At 55.1% G+C, this 17151-nt stretch carries 11 protein-coding genes; 7 read left to right on the plus strand and 4 right to left on the minus strand.

Annotated features, from left to right (window positions below; genetic code table 11):
* Window positions 1-239: 239 nt before the first annotated feature.
* Window positions 240-1883 (minus strand): phosphoglucomutase (alpha-D-glucose-1,6-bisphosphate-dependent), encoded by a 1644-nt coding sequence (pgm, locus tag BFP93_RS08795; RefSeq protein ID WP_065892779.1) that lies wholly within the window; start codon window positions 1881-1883, stop codon window positions 240-242.
* A gap of 106 nt (window positions 1884-1989) precedes the next feature.
* Entirely contained in the window at window positions 1990-3234 is a 1245-nt protein-coding gene (locus BFP93_RS08800; protein ID WP_083205632.1) for an aminotransferase-like domain-containing protein, read from the minus strand.
* A 141-nt stretch (window positions 3235-3375) separates the two neighbouring features.
* Here BFP93_RS08800 and BFP93_RS08805 point away from each other — a divergent pair, with 141 nt between their 5' ends.
* From BFP93_RS08805 to BFP93_RS08820, 4 genes are all read left to right on the plus strand, one after another.
* Complete coding sequence (locus tag BFP93_RS08805) at window positions 3376-4605, plus strand: site-specific integrase (protein ID WP_065892780.1); 1230 nt, start codon at window positions 3376-3378, stop codon at window positions 4603-4605.
* Entirely contained in the window at window positions 4602-6320 is a 1719-nt protein-coding gene (locus tag BFP93_RS08810) for a site-specific integrase (RefSeq protein ID WP_065892781.1), read from the plus strand. The genes BFP93_RS08805 and BFP93_RS08810 overlap by 4 nt, the downstream gene beginning before the upstream one ends.
* A 162-nt stretch (window positions 6321-6482) precedes the next feature.
* The gene (locus BFP93_RS08815; RefSeq protein ID WP_065892782.1) at window positions 6483-8516 is read left to right on the plus strand and encodes a hypothetical protein; all 2034 of its coding nucleotides are present in this window, start codon (window positions 6483-6485) and stop codon (window positions 8514-8516) included.
* Window positions 8516-8935: a hypothetical protein gene (locus BFP93_RS08820; protein ID WP_065892783.1), complete on the plus strand. Its 420-nt coding sequence runs from the start codon at window positions 8516-8518 to the stop codon at window positions 8933-8935. The genes BFP93_RS08815 and BFP93_RS08820 overlap by 1 nt, the downstream gene beginning before the upstream one ends.
* A 337-nt stretch (window positions 8936-9272) precedes the next feature.
* On the opposite strand, the gene BFP93_RS08825 is transcribed toward BFP93_RS08820, so the two are convergent.
* Window positions 9273-9464 carry an MbcA/ParS/Xre antitoxin family protein gene (locus BFP93_RS08825; protein WP_065892784.1) on the minus strand — a complete coding sequence of 64 codons (192 nt, stop codon included), beginning with the start codon at window positions 9462-9464 and terminating at the stop codon, window positions 9273-9275.
* Window positions 9465-9737: 273 nt separating this feature from the next.
* Window positions 9738-12536, minus strand: coding sequence for an AAA family ATPase (locus tag BFP93_RS08830; RefSeq protein WP_065892785.1), 2799 nt, complete (start codon window positions 12534-12536; stop codon window positions 9738-9740).
* Between the two features lie 820 nt (window positions 12537-13356).
* On the opposite strand from BFP93_RS08830, the gene BFP93_RS08835 reads away from it, so the two are divergent.
* Genes BFP93_RS08835 through BFP93_RS08845 form a run of 3 tightly spaced genes read left to right on the plus strand, consistent with a single transcriptional unit; the run spans window position 13357 to window position 17065 of the window.
* A complete protein-coding gene (locus BFP93_RS08835; RefSeq protein WP_065892786.1) occupies window positions 13357-14619 on the plus strand; it encodes an ABC-three component system protein in 1263 nt (420 codons plus the stop codon).
* On the plus strand, window positions 14616-15104 hold the full coding sequence (locus BFP93_RS08840) for a three component ABC system middle component (protein WP_065892787.1): 489 nt from the start codon (window positions 14616-14618) through the stop codon (window positions 15102-15104). Before BFP93_RS08835 ends, BFP93_RS08840 begins: the two co-directional genes overlap by 4 nt.
* Window positions 15101-17065, plus strand: coding sequence for a DUF3732 domain-containing protein (locus tag BFP93_RS08845; RefSeq protein ID WP_065892788.1), 1965 nt, complete (start codon window positions 15101-15103; stop codon window positions 17063-17065). Before BFP93_RS08840 ends, BFP93_RS08845 begins: the two co-directional genes overlap by 4 nt.
* Window positions 17066-17151: the final 86 nt, after the last annotated feature.

Raw genomic sequence — 17151 nt, forward strand, 5'->3', positions numbered from 1 at the left:
CGTTTTGCTTACTTTTGCGCTTTTCAAAAGTGAGCCGCTGTAAAAGCGGAACCATTAGCAGCCGTTACCGCAGAAACGGATATGTACTCGGTCCGATCCAACATCCTGGTCGGCCCAGAGGCCGCCATCGGGGGCAAGCCCCCTCCCACATTTGGACCGGGATCGACACAACACCCTGGCCAGCCCAGAGGCCATCGGGGGCAAGCCCCCCTGCCACATTTGGACCTCAGGGGTGTCAGTTACTCAGAGATCGCCCCGTCTACCAGCACCTGAGCCTCTTGCACCAACTGCTTGAGGTGATCCTCGCCGATAAAGCTCTCGGCGTAGATCTTGTAAATATCCTCGGTACCCGATGGACGCGCGGCGAACCAGCCGTTTTCGGTCATGACCTTCAAACCGCCGATAGCCTGGTCGTTGCCTGGCGCATGGCTGAGAACCTGCTGGATACTCTCCCCGGCCAATTGCGTGGACGTAACCTGCTGCGGCGACAGTTTGCCCAGCAAGGCTTTTTGCGCCGGCGTCGCCTTGGCATCGACGCGGATAGCGAACGGCTCACCGAGTGCGTCAGTCAGGCCGCGATAGAGCTGGCTCGGGTCCTGGCCCTTGCGCGAGGTCATTTCCGCGGCGAGCAGCGCCGGGATCAGGCCGTCCTTGTCGGTACTCCAGACGCTACCGTCCTTGCGCAGGAACGAAGCCCCGGCGCTTTCTTCGCCACCGAACCCCAGCGAACCTTCAAACAAGCCATCGGCAAACCACTTGAAGCCCACCGGCACTTCGTACAAACGACGGCCCATACGCGCCGCAACACGATCGATCAGGCCGCTGCTGACCACGGTTTTACCCACGGCCGCATCGGCACGCCAGTCGGGGCGGTTCTGGAACAGGTAATCGATGGACACCGCCAGGTAGTTGTTCGGCGCCAATAGCCCGCCCGACGGGGTCACGATGCCGTGACGGTCGTGGTCAGGGTCGCAGGCGAACGCCACATCGAAGCGCTCCTTGAGGCCGATCAGCCCTTGCATGGCATAGCTGGAAGACGGGTCCATGCGGATCTGGCCGTCCCAGTCCACACTCATGAAGCGGAAGGTCGCGTCGACTTCGGTGTTCACCACGTCCAGGTTCAGACGGTAGTGTTCGGCAATCGCCGACCAGTAACGCACCCCTGCTCCACCCAGCGGATCGACGCCCAGGCGCAAGTCGGCGCTGCGGATGGCATCCATGTCGATCACATTGACCAGGTCGGCCACGTAGCTGTTGAGGTAATCATGGCGGTGGGTGGTATCAGCCTTGAGCGCCTGGGCGTGGGTGATGCGCTTGACCCCGGCGAGCTGGTTGGCCAACAGTTCGTTGGCCTTGGCTTCGATCCACTTGGTGACATGGGTGTCGGCCGGGCCACCGTTAGGCGGGTTGTACTTGTAGCCGCCACTTTGCGGCGGGTTGTGGGACGGCGTGATCACGATACCGTCGGCCAGGCCACGGGTGCGGCCACGGTTGTAGCAGATGATGGCGTGGGAAATCGCCGGCGTCGGCGTGTATTCGTCGCCTTCGGCGAGCATGACATGCACGCCATTGGCGGCGAGCACTTCCAACGCACTGGCGCCGGCCGGCGTCGACAGGGCGTGGGTGTCCAGGCCGACAAACAGCGGGCCATCGATGCCCTGGGCCTCGCGGTACAGGCAGATAGCCTGACTGATCGCCAGCACATGCCATTCGTTGAAGCTCAGCTCGAACGAGCTGCCACGGTGCCCGGAAGTACCAAACGCCACGCGCTGGGTGGAGATCGCTGCATCAGGCTGGCCGGTGTAATAGGCCGTGACCAGTCGCGGGATATCCACCAGCAACTGGGCTGGTGCCGGCTTGCCCGCAAAAGGACTGATAGTCATGCATAAACCTCGGAAAATGAGTATTCGGAAAAATGACAGTTTACGGGGACTTGGACTACTGCGCGACGGTATCGATCCCACAACTCAAACAGAAATTTCATACCCATCAGACCTGTGCCTGCTGCAGCGCCGCGGCCAACGTATCCAGGACGATATCCAAGTTCGGATGACCGCTGAATGCATGACTCAGGCGCATATGCTGGTGATGCAGGCCGCTGAGGCTGAACAGCTCACCCGGGGCGATCACCACCTGTTGCGTCACCAGGCGCTGGAACACCTGATGCATGTCCACCGCCGTGGTCGACTGCAGCCAGAAGCTGGCACCGGCGCCAGGCATTCGGTAGCTCACCCGCCCCTCCAACCGCACGTCCAGACGATGACTCATGGCCTGCGCTTGTTCGCCAAGCCGTTGGCGCAGCGTCTGCAAGTGCTGGTCAAACCGCCCGCTTTCGTACAAGCGCGCAATGGCCCGCTGGCGGATCGACGACAAACGGAATGCGCGCAACAAAAACTGGCGCTGCAATTGGCTGCTCAGTTGCCGCGACAGTACAAAACCAAACGGTGCTTCCGGACCAAGGGTTTTTTCCAGTGACGAAAACACCATCAGTCGCTCGGGGTTGACCAGGTCTCGCAACGCCGTTGGGGACGGTACGAAGCTCAGTTCGCCAAAGGTGTCATTCTCCAGCAGCCAGCAACCGTAGCGTTCCAGCAGGTGCGCTACCTGCAACCGCTCCTGTAGCGACAACACGCTGCCTGACGGCATGCTCGCCACCGACGACAGCAGCACCAGATGCACCGGCTCGTGGCGCAGCAGGTGTTCAAAGGTCGTCAAATCGAAGTGTCCATCGGCCTGCCACGGCAGTTCGATAACCCGCACGCCAGCGCCCTGCAACAGGCGCAAGACCCGATAATCGCAAGGTGACTCGACGACCACTACCGTGCCCTTGAGACCCAGGGCGTCGATCAGGATCTCCAGGACACCGCGCAAGTCGGCGCCGATATACACCTCATCCGCCTGCCAGCAACGCGTGGGCGAGGAGGTATACCGCGCCGCCAGCGCCGCGCGCAGCTCCCAGACGCCAGAGGGTTGCAAGCGAGTTTGCAGGTGGTGGGGATAACGGCGGATCAACTGGCGCTCCAGCGTCAGCAATGCGCCATCGAGTGAGCCCAGCAGCGCCGGTTCATCGCCGCTGAGCACCACCATGGCCGGCCGCCGCGTTGCCGCATACAGGCGCTCAAGCAAGTCGGTACCGGTGGTCATTTGTGCGTTGGCGGCCACCGGCCAGGCAAAGTAGCCTGACTTGGCCACGGAGTAGATCCGCCCTTCTTTCTCCAATATCGAGTATTCCATACTGTCAGTCAGATAGTGTCATCACTGCCCAGGTTAATCCCTCTGTAACGGGCACTATAGGCCTTTGTTCACACAAGCAGCCAGATTTTTGTGTAAAAATAGAAAGACGACCTCAGAAACTCCGATGGAAAATGTAAACAGATGAAGCTCAAGATAAGAAACTACAAAGCGAGAAGTGGTTGGAGGTTCTCGCTTCTGTTTGATGAGGATGGGGACGGCTTCCCGCTCTTCTACCCCACTGCATACATGACCATCAGGTCGGCCAGCCTGATGGCCAACACCCAGCGCATTACCCTGTTGATCCTGAAGAAGGTTTACACGTGGGCGAGTGAACGTGGGATTGATCTTGAGCACCGGTTCGCGACTAAAGCCCTTTTGTCTACACTAGAGATCGACTCGCTGGTTAACGCCTTGGCGACCAATACCAAAAAAAACGATGGTTCATCGATCAAAAGCACCAAACTGAATTACACCCTCAAGGTAGTCGCTGATTACTTCGGCTGGATGTTCGATTACCACGTTACCAATCGAAATGAGGAATCAAACAAGACGCTCATTGAAGGCTTCAGGGAGCAGCTCCTAGCCCGCAAACGCAAAACCCCGTCTAAGGCCCGTGAGAAGCGCAGACGTCTCACAAAACGTTTGGACGCAAAAGCTGAAGAAGTGCTATTGCGCTGGTTTGAAGATTATGAGGATGGCAATGCCAATCTGTCGGCAACCCATTTCCAGCGCGGCCTTTTATTTCGCAACATCCTAGCTCTTAGGACTCTTTATGACACGGGGATGAGACTTGGCGAACTATTAAGTCTGAAATACCCGCACTTTATTCCTGCGCGAGGCGGTGACCATGCCTATCTGCAAATCGAGCGTAATCACGACGATAAGTTCGACAGGAGAATGAATCAGCCTGTGGCGAAAACCGTGGGCCGCAAGATTCCAATCTCCCCTGCATTGGAAAAGATGATGATCATTTATCTGGACACCTATCGCTCGAAAATCCCGAATGTAGGGTTTACAGATGAATCATTCATTTTTGTAAACCATAAAGCGGGACAAAACCAGGGTCAAGAAATTGAATTCTCTACTTTCAGATCTGCGTTTAAGGAGATTCTTAAGCGGGAACCAAAACTCATAGGCCTGCACCCTCACCTTCTCCGCCACCACTGGAACTATAATTTTTCCAAACATGCAACAGCGCGGGGCATATCAGACGAACAGACTCGTATCGAGAGAGAACTCTGGATGGGATGGAGCGCCGGATCAGAATCAGCCAGAGATTACGACATGCGTCACATTCAAGAGTCCGCTTTTGAACATGGGCTTGCAATCGCTTCGCATACCGCAAAGAACAAAGAGGATAGAAAGCAATGAGCGATTCGATTGCAATGAAGGCAGCTCCGACTGTGGAAACTTCCAATCCGGCTTATGAAACGGAAGAAGCTATCTCCCGTCACGATCTCAGTGCTGAAGAGCTCACAACCTTGGATACTTTCGACACCATCAGCTCTACAGCTAGTGGTGGTTATAGCGCAGTCTTCAAAGAGGGAGTGGTTGAACTCTATGGCGTCCATCGAGCCAATATCGGCGCGTTATTATCCATGGAGCCTGAGACCGCCCAAGGGATTAAATCAACCATCTTATCGATCGCTTCCAGCTCAAAAATATCGCCGCCAACGCTTGCAGTAAGACTTCGCAGCTTTAACCGGGCGGTGACGCTTTCGAACGTCGACAGAATCACCAGCGATCTCTACCCACACCTAATAAAGAATTTGTCTAACTCCGATGTCAATGCGATAAGTTTGTTTTTGATCCATTGGCACAAGCTAGGATATGCAGGCGTAGATGACGCCACGATCGACGTCGTCAATCTGGAACAGCGATCGTACACTATATATCAAAAAAGAATTACTTCCGGCGACCCAACGCAGGGATGGTACACCGAACAAGAGTATGACGACCTAGTCCAGACGTATTGGGACGACTATGAGGCAGGCCGTAAGTCCCTCGTGAACACTGTTGTCCTCCTACTCAACGCTCAGTATGGTCGCAGAGGGCTACAATATTCTCATCTGAAGATTTGCGACTTCCAAGAGCTGGGTGAAACTGATGGTGTAACCGGCAAACGAGTCGAGTTTCCCGGCGTTAAAGATAGGGGTTCAGACCTATGGTTTCGCGGTTCTAAATCCGAAGTCCATCCCATGGGTGATGACCTATGGTCGCTTTGCCAAGCGCAGATCAGCGAGAGCGTCGAAGCTTTCGAGAGCCATTTTGGCAGAACCATGACTTCAGAAGAGCGCCTACAACTGCCCTTTTTGCAGATAGGGCAACGCCATCATAAGAGGAGCATGACCAGACGTGCGAAATCTGTTCAGGCGAACAGCACTCTGCTTGAACAGCTCGCTACCCCTATCTGGCACATGTCAGGCAGCTCTATTGCCCAGATGTGCCAGCGAGCCTATGGCACTCCGGTTTTCTCCCATGTGACGGGAGAGCCGATCTACGAGTTCGCCTACAGGATGAGGTACACGAGGGCTCGCCAGCTCGCGCGCTTAGGAGTCTCACGTAAAGTACTGTCGTACTGGCTAGGGCACGAATCGCTGAAGTCGATCGATCACTACTATGACGATCCAGCAGAGGATGCCCGAAAGCTCAATGAAGATATCAAGCCCATCATGTCCCCTTTGGCACAGGCGTTTGCCGGTACTCTCCGCGACAGCGAGGCGCACGCCTCTCGTGGGGGGGATCCATCAACCCGAGTGGAACTTGACGGGCGTAAAGCAGTAGGTTCCTGCGGGTCTGACTTCTGCACAGCATCGGTACCCATTCCCTGCTATCGCTGTAACAAATTTGAACCGTGGGTGGATGGCCCTCATGAGGAAGTCTTGCTCCGCCTGTATGAGCGGCAGGAAGAGGAAAACAACATCCACATTCCGAGCTCAGCGCGCTCAATCCTCCGTCCATTGCAAATCACCAAGGACATCGATGCAGTCAAACTTGTGATAAGGCTCTGCGACGCCCGTAAAGCAGAGCTTGCGGCGGAAGCAGTAGTGAACGCCGGAGCCGATCCTCACGATGATGATGACTAGAAAACTCGAAACTGTGCAGGCGCCCAACGATATAGCCATCGGAACGCGCTGACTTTGGCGCCAATTACCAGCGCTTGACTAAGACATGTGGTAACGCCTGCGGTGGATTGCTGATTCCACAATCAGTAATCCGCACAATCTTCACCAAACGAATCGAACACCATGACGAATACAGTCCCCTTTAAATCCAAAGCTCAGCTGGAAAACGAACAGCATCTGAATGCATACATACACCATGCGCAGCACATCTCGACGATGTGGAGAGACGTCCCAGGTTTCACTTGGGGGGCTAATGCATGGAACACTCCAAGGGGCGGTCTTCGCTTCATAAAACACAATGTAAAAATTCACAAGAGCGCCCTACCCACCGAAGAGCAGCAGTTTGATGGCATGTACATGGAGTTCGCGAAGGCATACATCATTAACTCAAGAAAAGGCAACTCAGGGAAAATATTCCGCCATGAGTATGGAGCCCTTCAACATGTTGAGGCGGCATTGATACAGCTGGATGGAGTTGCAGATATCACCGAGCTCTCTACGAGGCACCTTGACAAAGCAATTGAGATCATCAAAAAGAAGCCAAAAGGTCACCTTAATGCCGGTATTGCCGTACAGAATCTTGCCAGGCTGGTAGCGGATCAAAACATCAGCTCTAACTCGCTCCGGTATTGGGAGCATCCCTTCCGAGGACGTGAGTTCACCGACAGTTTGGAAGTCCGCAGAACTAAACTTCCGGATGATGAGGCGCTTCTGTCGCTCGCCGAAATTTTCTCGAATGGCTACAAGGGAGAGTTAGATGATGAGGCGGTCTACGTTACCAGCTTGACTGCGATGTTGTTATCAGCGCCGATGCGAATCAATGACCATCGCTGGTTCCGGCTCAACACGCTCCAGTCAGGCACTGACACCGAAGGTAAGCCGCAGTTTTTCCTGCATTATTACTCCACCAAAAACAAGAAAATGGCTACGAAGGGCGTTCCTGCTGTAATGGCAGGGCACTGTGAAGAAGCTTTTCGGAGGGTGCGGGAAATGACGGAAGAAGCTCGTCGACTAGCCCGACATTACGAGAGCGGCTCCACGAGCTTTTACCCACACAGCACGGTGCCCGACGTTGCTCCGGGTCAGCTCTTGACGAGAGACCAGGTCGTTCAAGCGCTGGGACGGCCTTCTAGAAAATCAGCTGAAAACCTGATGAAGATCATGCAAGGTGCCCATAAGCTCGCGGGCTGGACGCTAACGACGTTGTGGGCAGTGGTTCGCGAGTACAACCTGAAAATGAATCCGCATTTTCCCTATCAGGTCGATCCCAAACTGTACGGTGCAATGCCCCCAAAGATGTCGGAATCATTGTTTTGCATCCGTGAATCCCAGCTTGCTGAGCGTCACCAGACGAGCCCAATCTTCTTGGCACCAGTGAATCACGACTACTATACCAAGCGCGTTACGACGGACAAAGTTAGCAGCATCAACGGGAAGACATATGAGTCTTTCCTAACTCGCCACGGGTACCGGGACATTGGGCTGCGCTCACATCAACTGCGCCACTTCCTTAATACTGCCGCACAAGAAGCAGGTATTGGCATTGACCGTATCACCGATTGGAGTACTCGGGCCTCTGTTGGGCAATCCCGCGTCTACATGCATAAAGATCCTGACCGTTCGGCCCGGCAGCTAGGCGACGCGATGATTCCTGTCGTGGATGTGAATCCAGTCCCTGTCACGGCTGCTGACTACGACATCCGTGATAAGGGCCCAATGATCACCACTCGTTACGGTATCTGTGTGCATCCGTGGACGATAGATCCGTGCCAGAAGGCCGCAGACTGCCTCAATTGCTCGGAGCTTGTGCACTGTAAGGGCCATAAGAAATCGCTCGCAGCTGTTGAGCGCGAGCGAGACATGGTTGCTGAAAACTTGGGGGCTACACTTAAGGAAATCGAGGCGGGAAATCGCCCTGCCACACGCTGGGTTGATTCACACACTCGTTATCTGGAACGCCTAAACGCCATCGTAGCGATGCACAAGGATCCAAATCTGCCAGATGGTAGCCCTGTGCAGATGGCTGGTAAGGACTTCACACATGCTAAGCGGATCATGGCGAGTAAGCATCCAGAAAAAGTTGCTTCAGACGCCTTCAGCATTGAATACTCTGATGATCTTATGAGCTGTCTTAAGAGCTTAATGGAATCTGACTAATGCCTCGCGCGTTCACTCCGAAAGAAATCAAAGCCATCGTCAATCTCATTCGCGATTGGCCAGTCGGCAACAAACTCACCTGGGACGCGATTTGCAAGGCATCCGTATTGGTTCTGGATTTTGCACCGACGCGGCAAGCGCTTTCCGGAAAGCCTATCATCGTCAACGCATACAAGCTTAGAAAGGCCGCAATAACGTCCCATCGAGATAGAGCGGCGAGCCTTCCGAAGCCTAAAAGTCTCACGGCAGCCGCTGAAACGATCAGGCGTCTTGAGGAGAAGATTGAAGTACTCAATAATCAACTTCAGCTTATGGCTGAAACTGCGGAGCGCTTCATTCACAACGCTGCTCTACACGACAAACGATTGACACCGCAGCAACTCTCCGCACCTATTAACAGGCCTAACCGAAGTGACTGATTGTTCATAATGACTCTGAGCAACTAAAAAATGGGCTGCCCGAATGAACGCGGGCAAGTTGGTCAAGGTTAGAGCCGAGCTCGATCGCCTGGCTAAGCTCCGTTAGTCTGAGGCGCTGAAGCCGATGATCAAGCTGCAGATGGCGAATTGCCAGAGAGCTCTGGTGGCCATCGCTGACAACGGAGTTAACGAACACCTTTATTGTGATCCCTCGGAACAAACGGTCTGGGGGAATACTGTATGTCCTCACAGCACCAGTGCCAAGCCTCAGACCTATGCCTAGCGCGCCCATATCGCCGAGCGAGACTTGCTGAACGACCTACGTTGCGCAGAGTTTTCAACAAACGAGCCCATGCTCGATCTGAGTTAGCACCTCAATCACGCGCTGCAAGCTTTCCTGGTCTTTCACGAATTCGATTGCAGTAACGCCACCGAACAACTGCCTCGGCGTCGACAGCCATGCGGCAGCTTTAGCTTTGTCACCAAAAACCCTTTCCGCTTGTTGCCACACCAAGTCTAAATTTTGCATGTTCCCCCCCCTTCTCTATCGGACTCGACATCACTGCGTGAGGTTGGCCTACCGGCAATCAAGCAAGGAGTAGCACCTGTAAGAGAAAAGGCACTCCCGCCAAGCCCTCCTAATCTCGGTTTGCATGCCACTCGTCACCGGTCGGTTATCCAAGCCTTGGAGCCGCTCCAGGTTGGTAACCTCAATAGCCCTACCATTGCATCACCTTGGTGAGTGCGGGTCAGTCGTTCCTCGAACGCTGAACTTCCCGACATGCCATCACCGACCCGAAGCTTAAGCACCGTGACACTTCTTAAACTTCAGCCCCGAACCACACGGACACCGCTCATTCCGGGCCACCCCCACCATCGTTTTCTTCGCCGCCACACGCCTGGCTTCGCCGATGATGCTTGCGATTAAGGCAGTTTGTCCCTCAATTTCCTGCCTTTGATCGTCGTCCAGACCCTCCAGATAGGAATCTAGCCGCTTTATTTCACTCACAGCCCCTTGGTGATCGCCGCACCAAGCGAGGATCACTGAGTACTGACTCCGTACTTGAACCATCCTGCCGATTAAGCCTGCTTGGGCAACGACCGGCAGAACATGCTGTTCCATTACTTCTTTGGCACCTTCGAAATCTTTGATGCCGACAAACATATCCGCCAGATCCTGGCCTACGCGAACAACTGACTCATAGCCCTCGACCATTTGAAAGAACTTCATCGAATGGATGCGTTGGAAAGGTGCATGCAGGCCTTGAGCTTCGCGAACTTTGGCATACACCTCCAATGCATCGGCAAGGTGCTTGATATGCTCATGGACGTCAGGTGGTCGCTTGATAATCTTCCAAAGGACATCTGGATTCTTGCCCATGACCTCCTTAGGCGTCAGCCCGAGAATTTCAAAGTATTCATCAACCACTTTCTTGCATAGCGCTTCAGCTTGCTTATGGCGCTTCAGCTTCCACAGAGCGATCGCGTGGTTGTAGTCAAAAACCCGCTGGTTGTCAGCGTCCGGAATTTTTGGCTTAGCGTACTCCACTGTCTGCCTCACCTCGTCCTCGCAGCCTTGATCGGCGGCAAACAAAATTTTCCTCATCGCCCAAGCGACCTGCTCACGGAACTCAAATTCATGCTCGTTCAGAAGCTGCTCCATTGCGAGCAAAGGCTCAGCCACTTCGCCGAAGCGACCTTCTCGCATCAGCGAAAACACAAGCCCATCAAGCGCCCAGAAAGCCTGATCGGGATCCAGCCCCCCCCCATCAAGCGCCTGCTTTAAGGTTGAGGTGATGTCGACCGAGAGTCCCATCTCGTAGAACAGCTCCTCCCCTGCCAACCCAATCAGTGTCATCACGTCGTTGAGCTTGATGAATATCCGAGTGAGAAGCGCAAACCGTGACGTATCACGGTTCTTCTCCATGCTCTCGATCAGCAGATTCTTCAACGCGACCAGTGCAGCAGTGATCACCGGCTCACCCATCAGCTCCAGGTGGCGCAGGCCCAGAGCTCGGACGGCGTCATGGACTTTGAGTGTTTTCGAGCCAAACACCTCAACCGTCCCGGTGGCTTGGATTTTCCTGATGGCTGTGGCTGCGCCGCCCTTTGACAGTTCCAGCGTGGCTGATAACAAGCTCACAACTTCTTCATGGGTGAGCCATGTATCAGCAAGGCTGACCACTGCTAAGGCGTCTTGTGTGATCTGGTCATAGCCATGGTAAACGCGAGCCAGGATGACCTCTTGGGCCGTTTCCACTACATTCGCTTGCTGACCGAGATCAGCACAAAGAGCCTCGATGTCTCCGCCGTACTCCGAGACAGCAACTGCAACGGCGCTATCGACGTACAAAGGCAGTCCGCCTGAGTAAGTCCGGAGGCGCTCGAATGCCTGAGGGCTACCGAACGCACCGGCACTACTAGCCACACGAGCAACGGTATCGAGATCCCACCCGAGCAGCGTCTCACGCCGTAACGTCATGACCGCTTCGAGCTCGCGGACATTCTCATGGGGCTGGCCGAGGAGAATGAAACGGATGTGGCGAGTCGCGTTCAAGAGGTCTCGCAGATTCGCCACGGGGACGCGATGGGCATTGTCGATGACAACGAGCAAGGGCGCTTCAGATTGCTCCACGAAACGATCGAACGCCCGAAGCGCCTCGTAGCCACTAGCACCAGGCAAGAGGATCTGCCGAATTCCTTCCGGGTCTCGCTTGGAATACTTCGAGGCAAGCTCCCGTACGATGGAGCTTGCGATCGATGGCCCAGGTAAATCGCCTACATCGTAGTAGGCACAAGGTTCAGGGCTATGCAGGGCAGCATGGGCGGCCCACGTCGTTTTTCCTGCGCCAGACAACCCACAAATGATTCGAACCCGCTCTTCAGACGTGAGTGATGGCTCGTTCTGCTGTGGCCTGTATGAATCAGGCGGCGTGGGAAAATCTTGCAGTTGTACGATCAGTTGCTCGAACAGGCCCGGCAAATCTGAGGTACGGAACACGTGCCTGGAATTACCATTGCCGGCGGCGGATGCCAGCATCACCAATCCCGCCATTTTCCAGGTCAGAGCAGAGGGTGACAGGAGAGAGAAATTCAGTTTTCCAGCCTCTTCCGTGCACCACCGTGCCGCATCCTCCACCGTCGCCCACGCAGGTGGAAGGTAACCTGGACGCGGCAGTTTCAACTCAGGATGAAGGTAGAGCATGTCCGAGGGAATCTTGTTCTCGTCTACCTCAGCTTGAAGCGTTGCGCCAAGCGGCTTATTGGCGACGATCACGAACTCAGCTTTTCCGGCACGCCGCCCAGCTCCATGCTCCTGCCGGATCAGCTCGAAACGCTCCAACGCGCCTGCGACGTCGCCAGGCATCAGGGGGCGGGAGCGGGTTTTAACCTGGACGTAGACCCGACCCGAATCAGTGCTGAGCTCTACGTCCTCATCCAGCTCGACCAGCACCTCGTCGACCCCAGAGACCTGAGCCAAGAACAGGCAGCCTACAGCATAAAGATGTTGGTAAAGGTAGCCTCTATGTACAGATTCGATACGTACGAGTTGTGCAGGATCAAGCAGGCCCTCGGGCTGTTTCGGTTCATTCGATTGCATGGGGTGTCCATTCCAGATTCGGCAGCAGCTCTTCGCAAAACGGCTGATGGGAGCACTGCTGTCACTGCGGCGTTGGAGAATCAGGTGTGCTCGGGGCAGCCAGCCAAAACGCGAAGGTATTCCTGGTTCACCTGGTTGAAAGCGACATACCTCTGATTGTGCCAGAACAGCGACTCAGCGACGACTAGCAGGCCTGGCAGGTACGTGGGCATCGCGATTCTGACCGGCTGAATCTCTGCGGAGGGCTGAGCCAGAGACTCGTGAGCGATTGCTATATGCCACTATCCAAATCAGAATACGCCAAAAGGAGATTTGGTCAGGTCATGTCGATCATAGAAAGGATGCCGTTACGTGCCCTATGCGCTGGGGAGATCCAGACCCAACTCGTGTCCGTTCTGGATCAGGCAGCGCAACTTGCCTCACCCTGCACGGGGGTAGATCGCTCCCTTCTCGCTATCGAGCGTCGAACCTCCTCTCCTCTGCCCAAAAGCATCGATAGCCAGGACATGTTATTCGTGCGGGGCCACTGCCCTGACTCTTGGGCGTTCTCGGATCTTACCCAGACTTCGTCCTGTGCCGGCGTCGTTTTAACGCGCTCACCGGGCACCATCCAGCTTTTCACTCGCAAGACGTGGTGGCTTCGTGGGCGAGCTTTCGCTTCAATGCCCACCGCCACTCAGACAATAATCAACCACCACACATCAGGCGCTGCTTTTTGCGCCGTGCGAAACCGCAGCAGAAGGCGATCGAGCTACTCGATTCGCCCCCATTCCGGGCCCAGAAAGCCCCGAATGAACGATCTTGGAACATGGGCTGAACTATGAGTGCTGTAGCAAGTAATGACTCCGCAGGCAAAAAGAAAGACAACGATCCCTATAGCGCCAGAGAACAGGGGTTGGGCTACATCTTCCAGCCCCGCTTTGCGCTGTATCAGGCATTAGAGCTTCCTGAGGACACCGCGATACTCATCGAGATGGAAGATGACTTGGATTTCCTGGAGTCCTCCGGTAAGAAGACACTGGCCTCACTCAAACACAAGGCGGCGGGGGAACGTCTGAATGATCTGTCCGTCGACTTCTGGAAGTCGGTCAATATTTGGCTAACCCGTTACCAGCACAACGGGCGGGTTGAGTCCGACTACCAGTTTTTCCTGTTCACAACATCGTCCGTTGCACCAGATTCATTCTTGAACTTTTTCCTGTACGGCGCCGATGTAACCAAGGCGAAGCCAAACCTGTGGGAACTGACAGAGAGCACGCTCGCCACCAGTACGTCGAAATCGTTCACCAAGATAAAGGACTTGCTTTCGAAGCTCACAGCGCTGGAGAAAGAGGACTTCGTATCGAGAATCACGATTATTGATAGCACTCCTCGGATCGGCGACCTCCCCGCGCTCATCAAGGCCCAGAAAATGAGACCCATACGCCCCGAGCATCGGGATGCGGTCTTCGAGCGGCTGGAGGGATGGTGGAATGACCTGATCATCCAGATGCTGTGTGACCCTCAGAGCGAGCCCGTTTATGGCCGAGACGTTTCGGAGAAGCTGTTCACCTTCAGTGAGGAGTACAAGGATGACAATCTTCCCATCACTTTTGAGGACGCGACGCCTACAGCTCCCATCGATGCGAGTACCGATACCCGGCTGTTCGTGAGTCAACTGCGTGATCTGAAACTGAGCCCCAGCCGCATCCGCAATGCGATTCTGGATTACTACAGGGCATTTGAGCAGCGCTCTGCCTGGGCAAGGCAGCGCCTGGTGGGCTCCGAAGAAATCATCCGCTATGAAAGGCGGCTGACGGATGAGTGGGAGCGCACCAAGGACGTCCTGTTCGATGACGCGCTCGATGCGCCAATCGAGGACTACTCTGATCCGGAACTGATTGCCGTCGGCAAGAAGCTCTACACCTGGGCCGAGACGGAAGCCCAGAAGCTTGCTCATCTGAAAATTCGCGCACGCGTGACAGAGCCTTACGTACTTCGCGGCAGCTACCAGATTCTTGCCAACAAACGCCCCTACCCCACCGTTCACTGGCATCCGCAGCTTCTGGATCGCCTATCCAAGGCTGCTGGAGAAACTGAATGATTCGCTGGGATAAGCGTCCTTTTGAGACCAAGAATCTCTTCAACCCAGCCTTCTGCGCGGTCGTCTTAATGCGCGCGCTCAAGGCCTATGCGGTGGTTGATCCCAAGGGCATGCCGTTTTCGATGTCACTGCTTGTGTTGCCGCTGAGTCTCCACCACGAATCTCGAAGCGCGCTGCTCAAGCACTATAAGGGCTACCTACTCAAGACGGTAGAAACTCACCCCCAGATGCAAATCGGGCTGGCCGAGCGGGTAACTGAAATGCTCCCTTTTACTTTCGAGGCATTTGGATTGGCGCACTACACCGATTGCTTCGAAGTTACCCCGCAAGGGCGACTCCTCCCGAAAGCCAGGAGGGTTAAAGCGGACATTGACGGCACCGAGGAATCAGTGGCGTGCCAACGCGCAGCGTCTCTGCTGGGGAGAGAGTTCGCGAAGATTGCAGACAGGGTTACCGTGTACACCGCTTTTGGAATTCGACCATGAAAATTAGCTCCATCCATGTATACAGCCACGATGGCAAGCGCCGCGATATCAACTTCGAGGTCGATGGGCTCAATATCATTACGGGTCGGTCGTCGACAGGCAAATCGGCCCTTTCGGACATCATCGAATACTGCATGGGTCAATCCAGCTTCAATGTTTCGGATGGCGTTATCCAGGACAAGGTGTCTTGGTTCGCAGTGATCTTTCAATTTCCGGACGTGCAAGTCATGGTGGCCAAACCGACCCCGCGATCAGGGGGCGCGAGCTGCAGCCTGGCCATGACACGTACCGGGGAGTTTGTGCAGCCCCCCGAATTTTCCGAGCTGGTGGTCAACACGGACGACATCGCAGTCACTTCGTTGCTTTCCCGTCAACTGGGAATTCCAGAAAACCGCACAGAGGTGGCTGAAGAGCACACGCGTAATAGCTACGAAGCTTCCATCAAGCATTCGTATTACTACCTGTTCCAGCGGCAAGGTCTCGTCACCAACAAAGATCAGCTTTTCTATCGCCAGAACGAGCCGTTCCAACCCCAGGCGATCAAAGATACGCTTCCCATCCTACTAGGCGCTTCAACAAATGAGCGCTACGAGCTGCAAACCCGGCTGCGGACAGCTCAGCGAGACTTGAGAGCTCAGGCAAAGCTGCTGGCGCAGGCAAAGCAAGCAGTAGGGAACAACCGAAACCAGGCCATCGCACTGCTGACCGAAGCCAAGGCGGTAGGAATACTCCCTCAAGAGTCGCCTATCGGGGAAGCCGAGGAGATCATTGCTGCCATCAGAACAGCAGCGCATTGGACTCCCGCCAACCCACACGCCCAACCTGAGGACAAGGTACCCAAGTTGGAGGCTGAACTGGCCAGGCTCAGGAAAACTAGGCGCGAGATCAAATCCAAAATTGAGGCCGGCCAAATATTCGAACGGCGTGCCGGTGGCTTCCAGAGCGAGGCATCGGAACACATCGACCGCCTTCTATCCATCAAGTCGCTTCCGAAGAATGCTACAACAGGCGAATGGCAGTGGCCTTTTGCCGAAAAGAACTTGGCCATGGATACCCCCATCGCCCAATCGCTCCTCGGCGAACTGGCATCCCTCGAAGCAGAGATGCAGACGGTGATGGGGCAACGTCCGCAAATTCAGGGCTATCTGGCAGGGGAAAACAAACGCCTTCAGGATACAACCACGTCGATTGTCGAGAAGGAGGCGGAACTCACAGCCGCCATCGCAGCCAATAGGGTGCTGGCCAATGCCCAGAAGCAAAGCGACGCTGCCAAGCATGTCGTGGGGCGCATCAGCTTTTTCCTTGAAGGCTTCGTCCCTGACAATTCGCTGAAACAGCAGGAGGCTGACTACCGCCGTCGGGAAATGCGTGTACAGGAGCTTGAAAAAGCACTGGCAGATGTTGATGTGGACGAACGCCTGGCGTCGATCCTGAATAGCATCTCGGCACAGTTCAATTTGCTCAACAAACGCTTCGAGTCTGAATTCAGTGCCTACCCGGCCCGATTCGACCTGAAGAAGCTGACCATCATCTTTGACCGTCCCGAACGCTCTGTGCCTATGTCTCGGACAGGGGGCGGCGAGAACTACTTGGCCTACCATCTCTCTGCGCTACTGGCCCTGCATTGGTACTGCGCCAAGAGCAATCAACCAATGCCGCGCTTCTTGGTGATCGACCAGCCGACCCAAGTGTATTTCCCTTCAGAGGAGTCCTACAAAGCGGTCGACGGTACGGTACTGAATACTGAGCAATCCGACGCAGACATGGACTCGGTACGAAAACTGTTCAGCCTGCTGTACCAATTCACGGTCGAAGACGTACCAGGCTTCCAGATCATCATTACTGAGCACGCCAATCTACGGGATGACTGGTTCCAGAAGTCCTTGGTCGAAGCCCCTTGGAGCAAACCTCCGGCACTGGTGCCTGAGGGCTGGCCTCTCAAGGGTGAAGTGTCTCTCTGACGAGCTGCTGCGCGCGCCTCTCTATTGGCGATGGATAGCAAATGCATCCACTTAGGTTGCATCAGACCTAGGCAAGACCGGAAGCT

This window comes from Pseudomonas sp. 44 R 15 (genome assembly GCF_900004965.1).
GTDB lineage: Bacteria > Pseudomonadota > Gammaproteobacteria > Pseudomonadales > Pseudomonadaceae > Aquipseudomonas > Aquipseudomonas orientalis_A.

Coding starts and splice junctions, on each gene's coding strand:
- pgm (WP_065892779.1), bottom strand. CDS start 1,883: ATGACTATCAGTCCTTTTGCGGGCAAGCCGGCACCAGCCCAGTTGCTG.
- BFP93_RS08800 (WP_083205632.1), bottom strand. CDS start 3,234: ATGGAATACTCGATATTGGAGAAAGAAGGGCGGATCTACTCCGTGGCC.
- BFP93_RS08805 (WP_065892780.1), top strand. CDS start 3,376: ATGAAGCTCAAGATAAGAAACTACAAAGCGAGAAGTGGTTGGAGGTTC.
- BFP93_RS08810 (WP_065892781.1), top strand. CDS start 4,602: ATGAGCGATTCGATTGCAATGAAGGCAGCTCCGACTGTGGAAACTTCC.
- BFP93_RS08815 (WP_065892782.1), top strand. CDS start 6,483: ATGACGAATACAGTCCCCTTTAAATCCAAAGCTCAGCTGGAAAACGAA.
- BFP93_RS08820 (WP_065892783.1), top strand. CDS start 8,516: ATGCCTCGCGCGTTCACTCCGAAAGAAATCAAAGCCATCGTCAATCTC.
- BFP93_RS08825 (WP_065892784.1), bottom strand. CDS start 9,464: ATGCAAAATTTAGACTTGGTGTGGCAACAAGCGGAAAGGGTTTTTGGT.
- BFP93_RS08830 (WP_065892785.1), bottom strand. CDS start 12,536: ATGCAATCGAATGAACCGAAACAGCCCGAGGGCCTGCTTGATCCTGCA.
- BFP93_RS08835 (WP_065892786.1), top strand. CDS start 13,357: ATGAGTGCTGTAGCAAGTAATGACTCCGCAGGCAAAAAGAAAGACAAC.
- BFP93_RS08840 (WP_065892787.1), top strand. CDS start 14,616: ATGATTCGCTGGGATAAGCGTCCTTTTGAGACCAAGAATCTCTTCAAC.
- BFP93_RS08845 (WP_065892788.1), top strand. CDS start 15,101: ATGAAAATTAGCTCCATCCATGTATACAGCCACGATGGCAAGCGCCGC.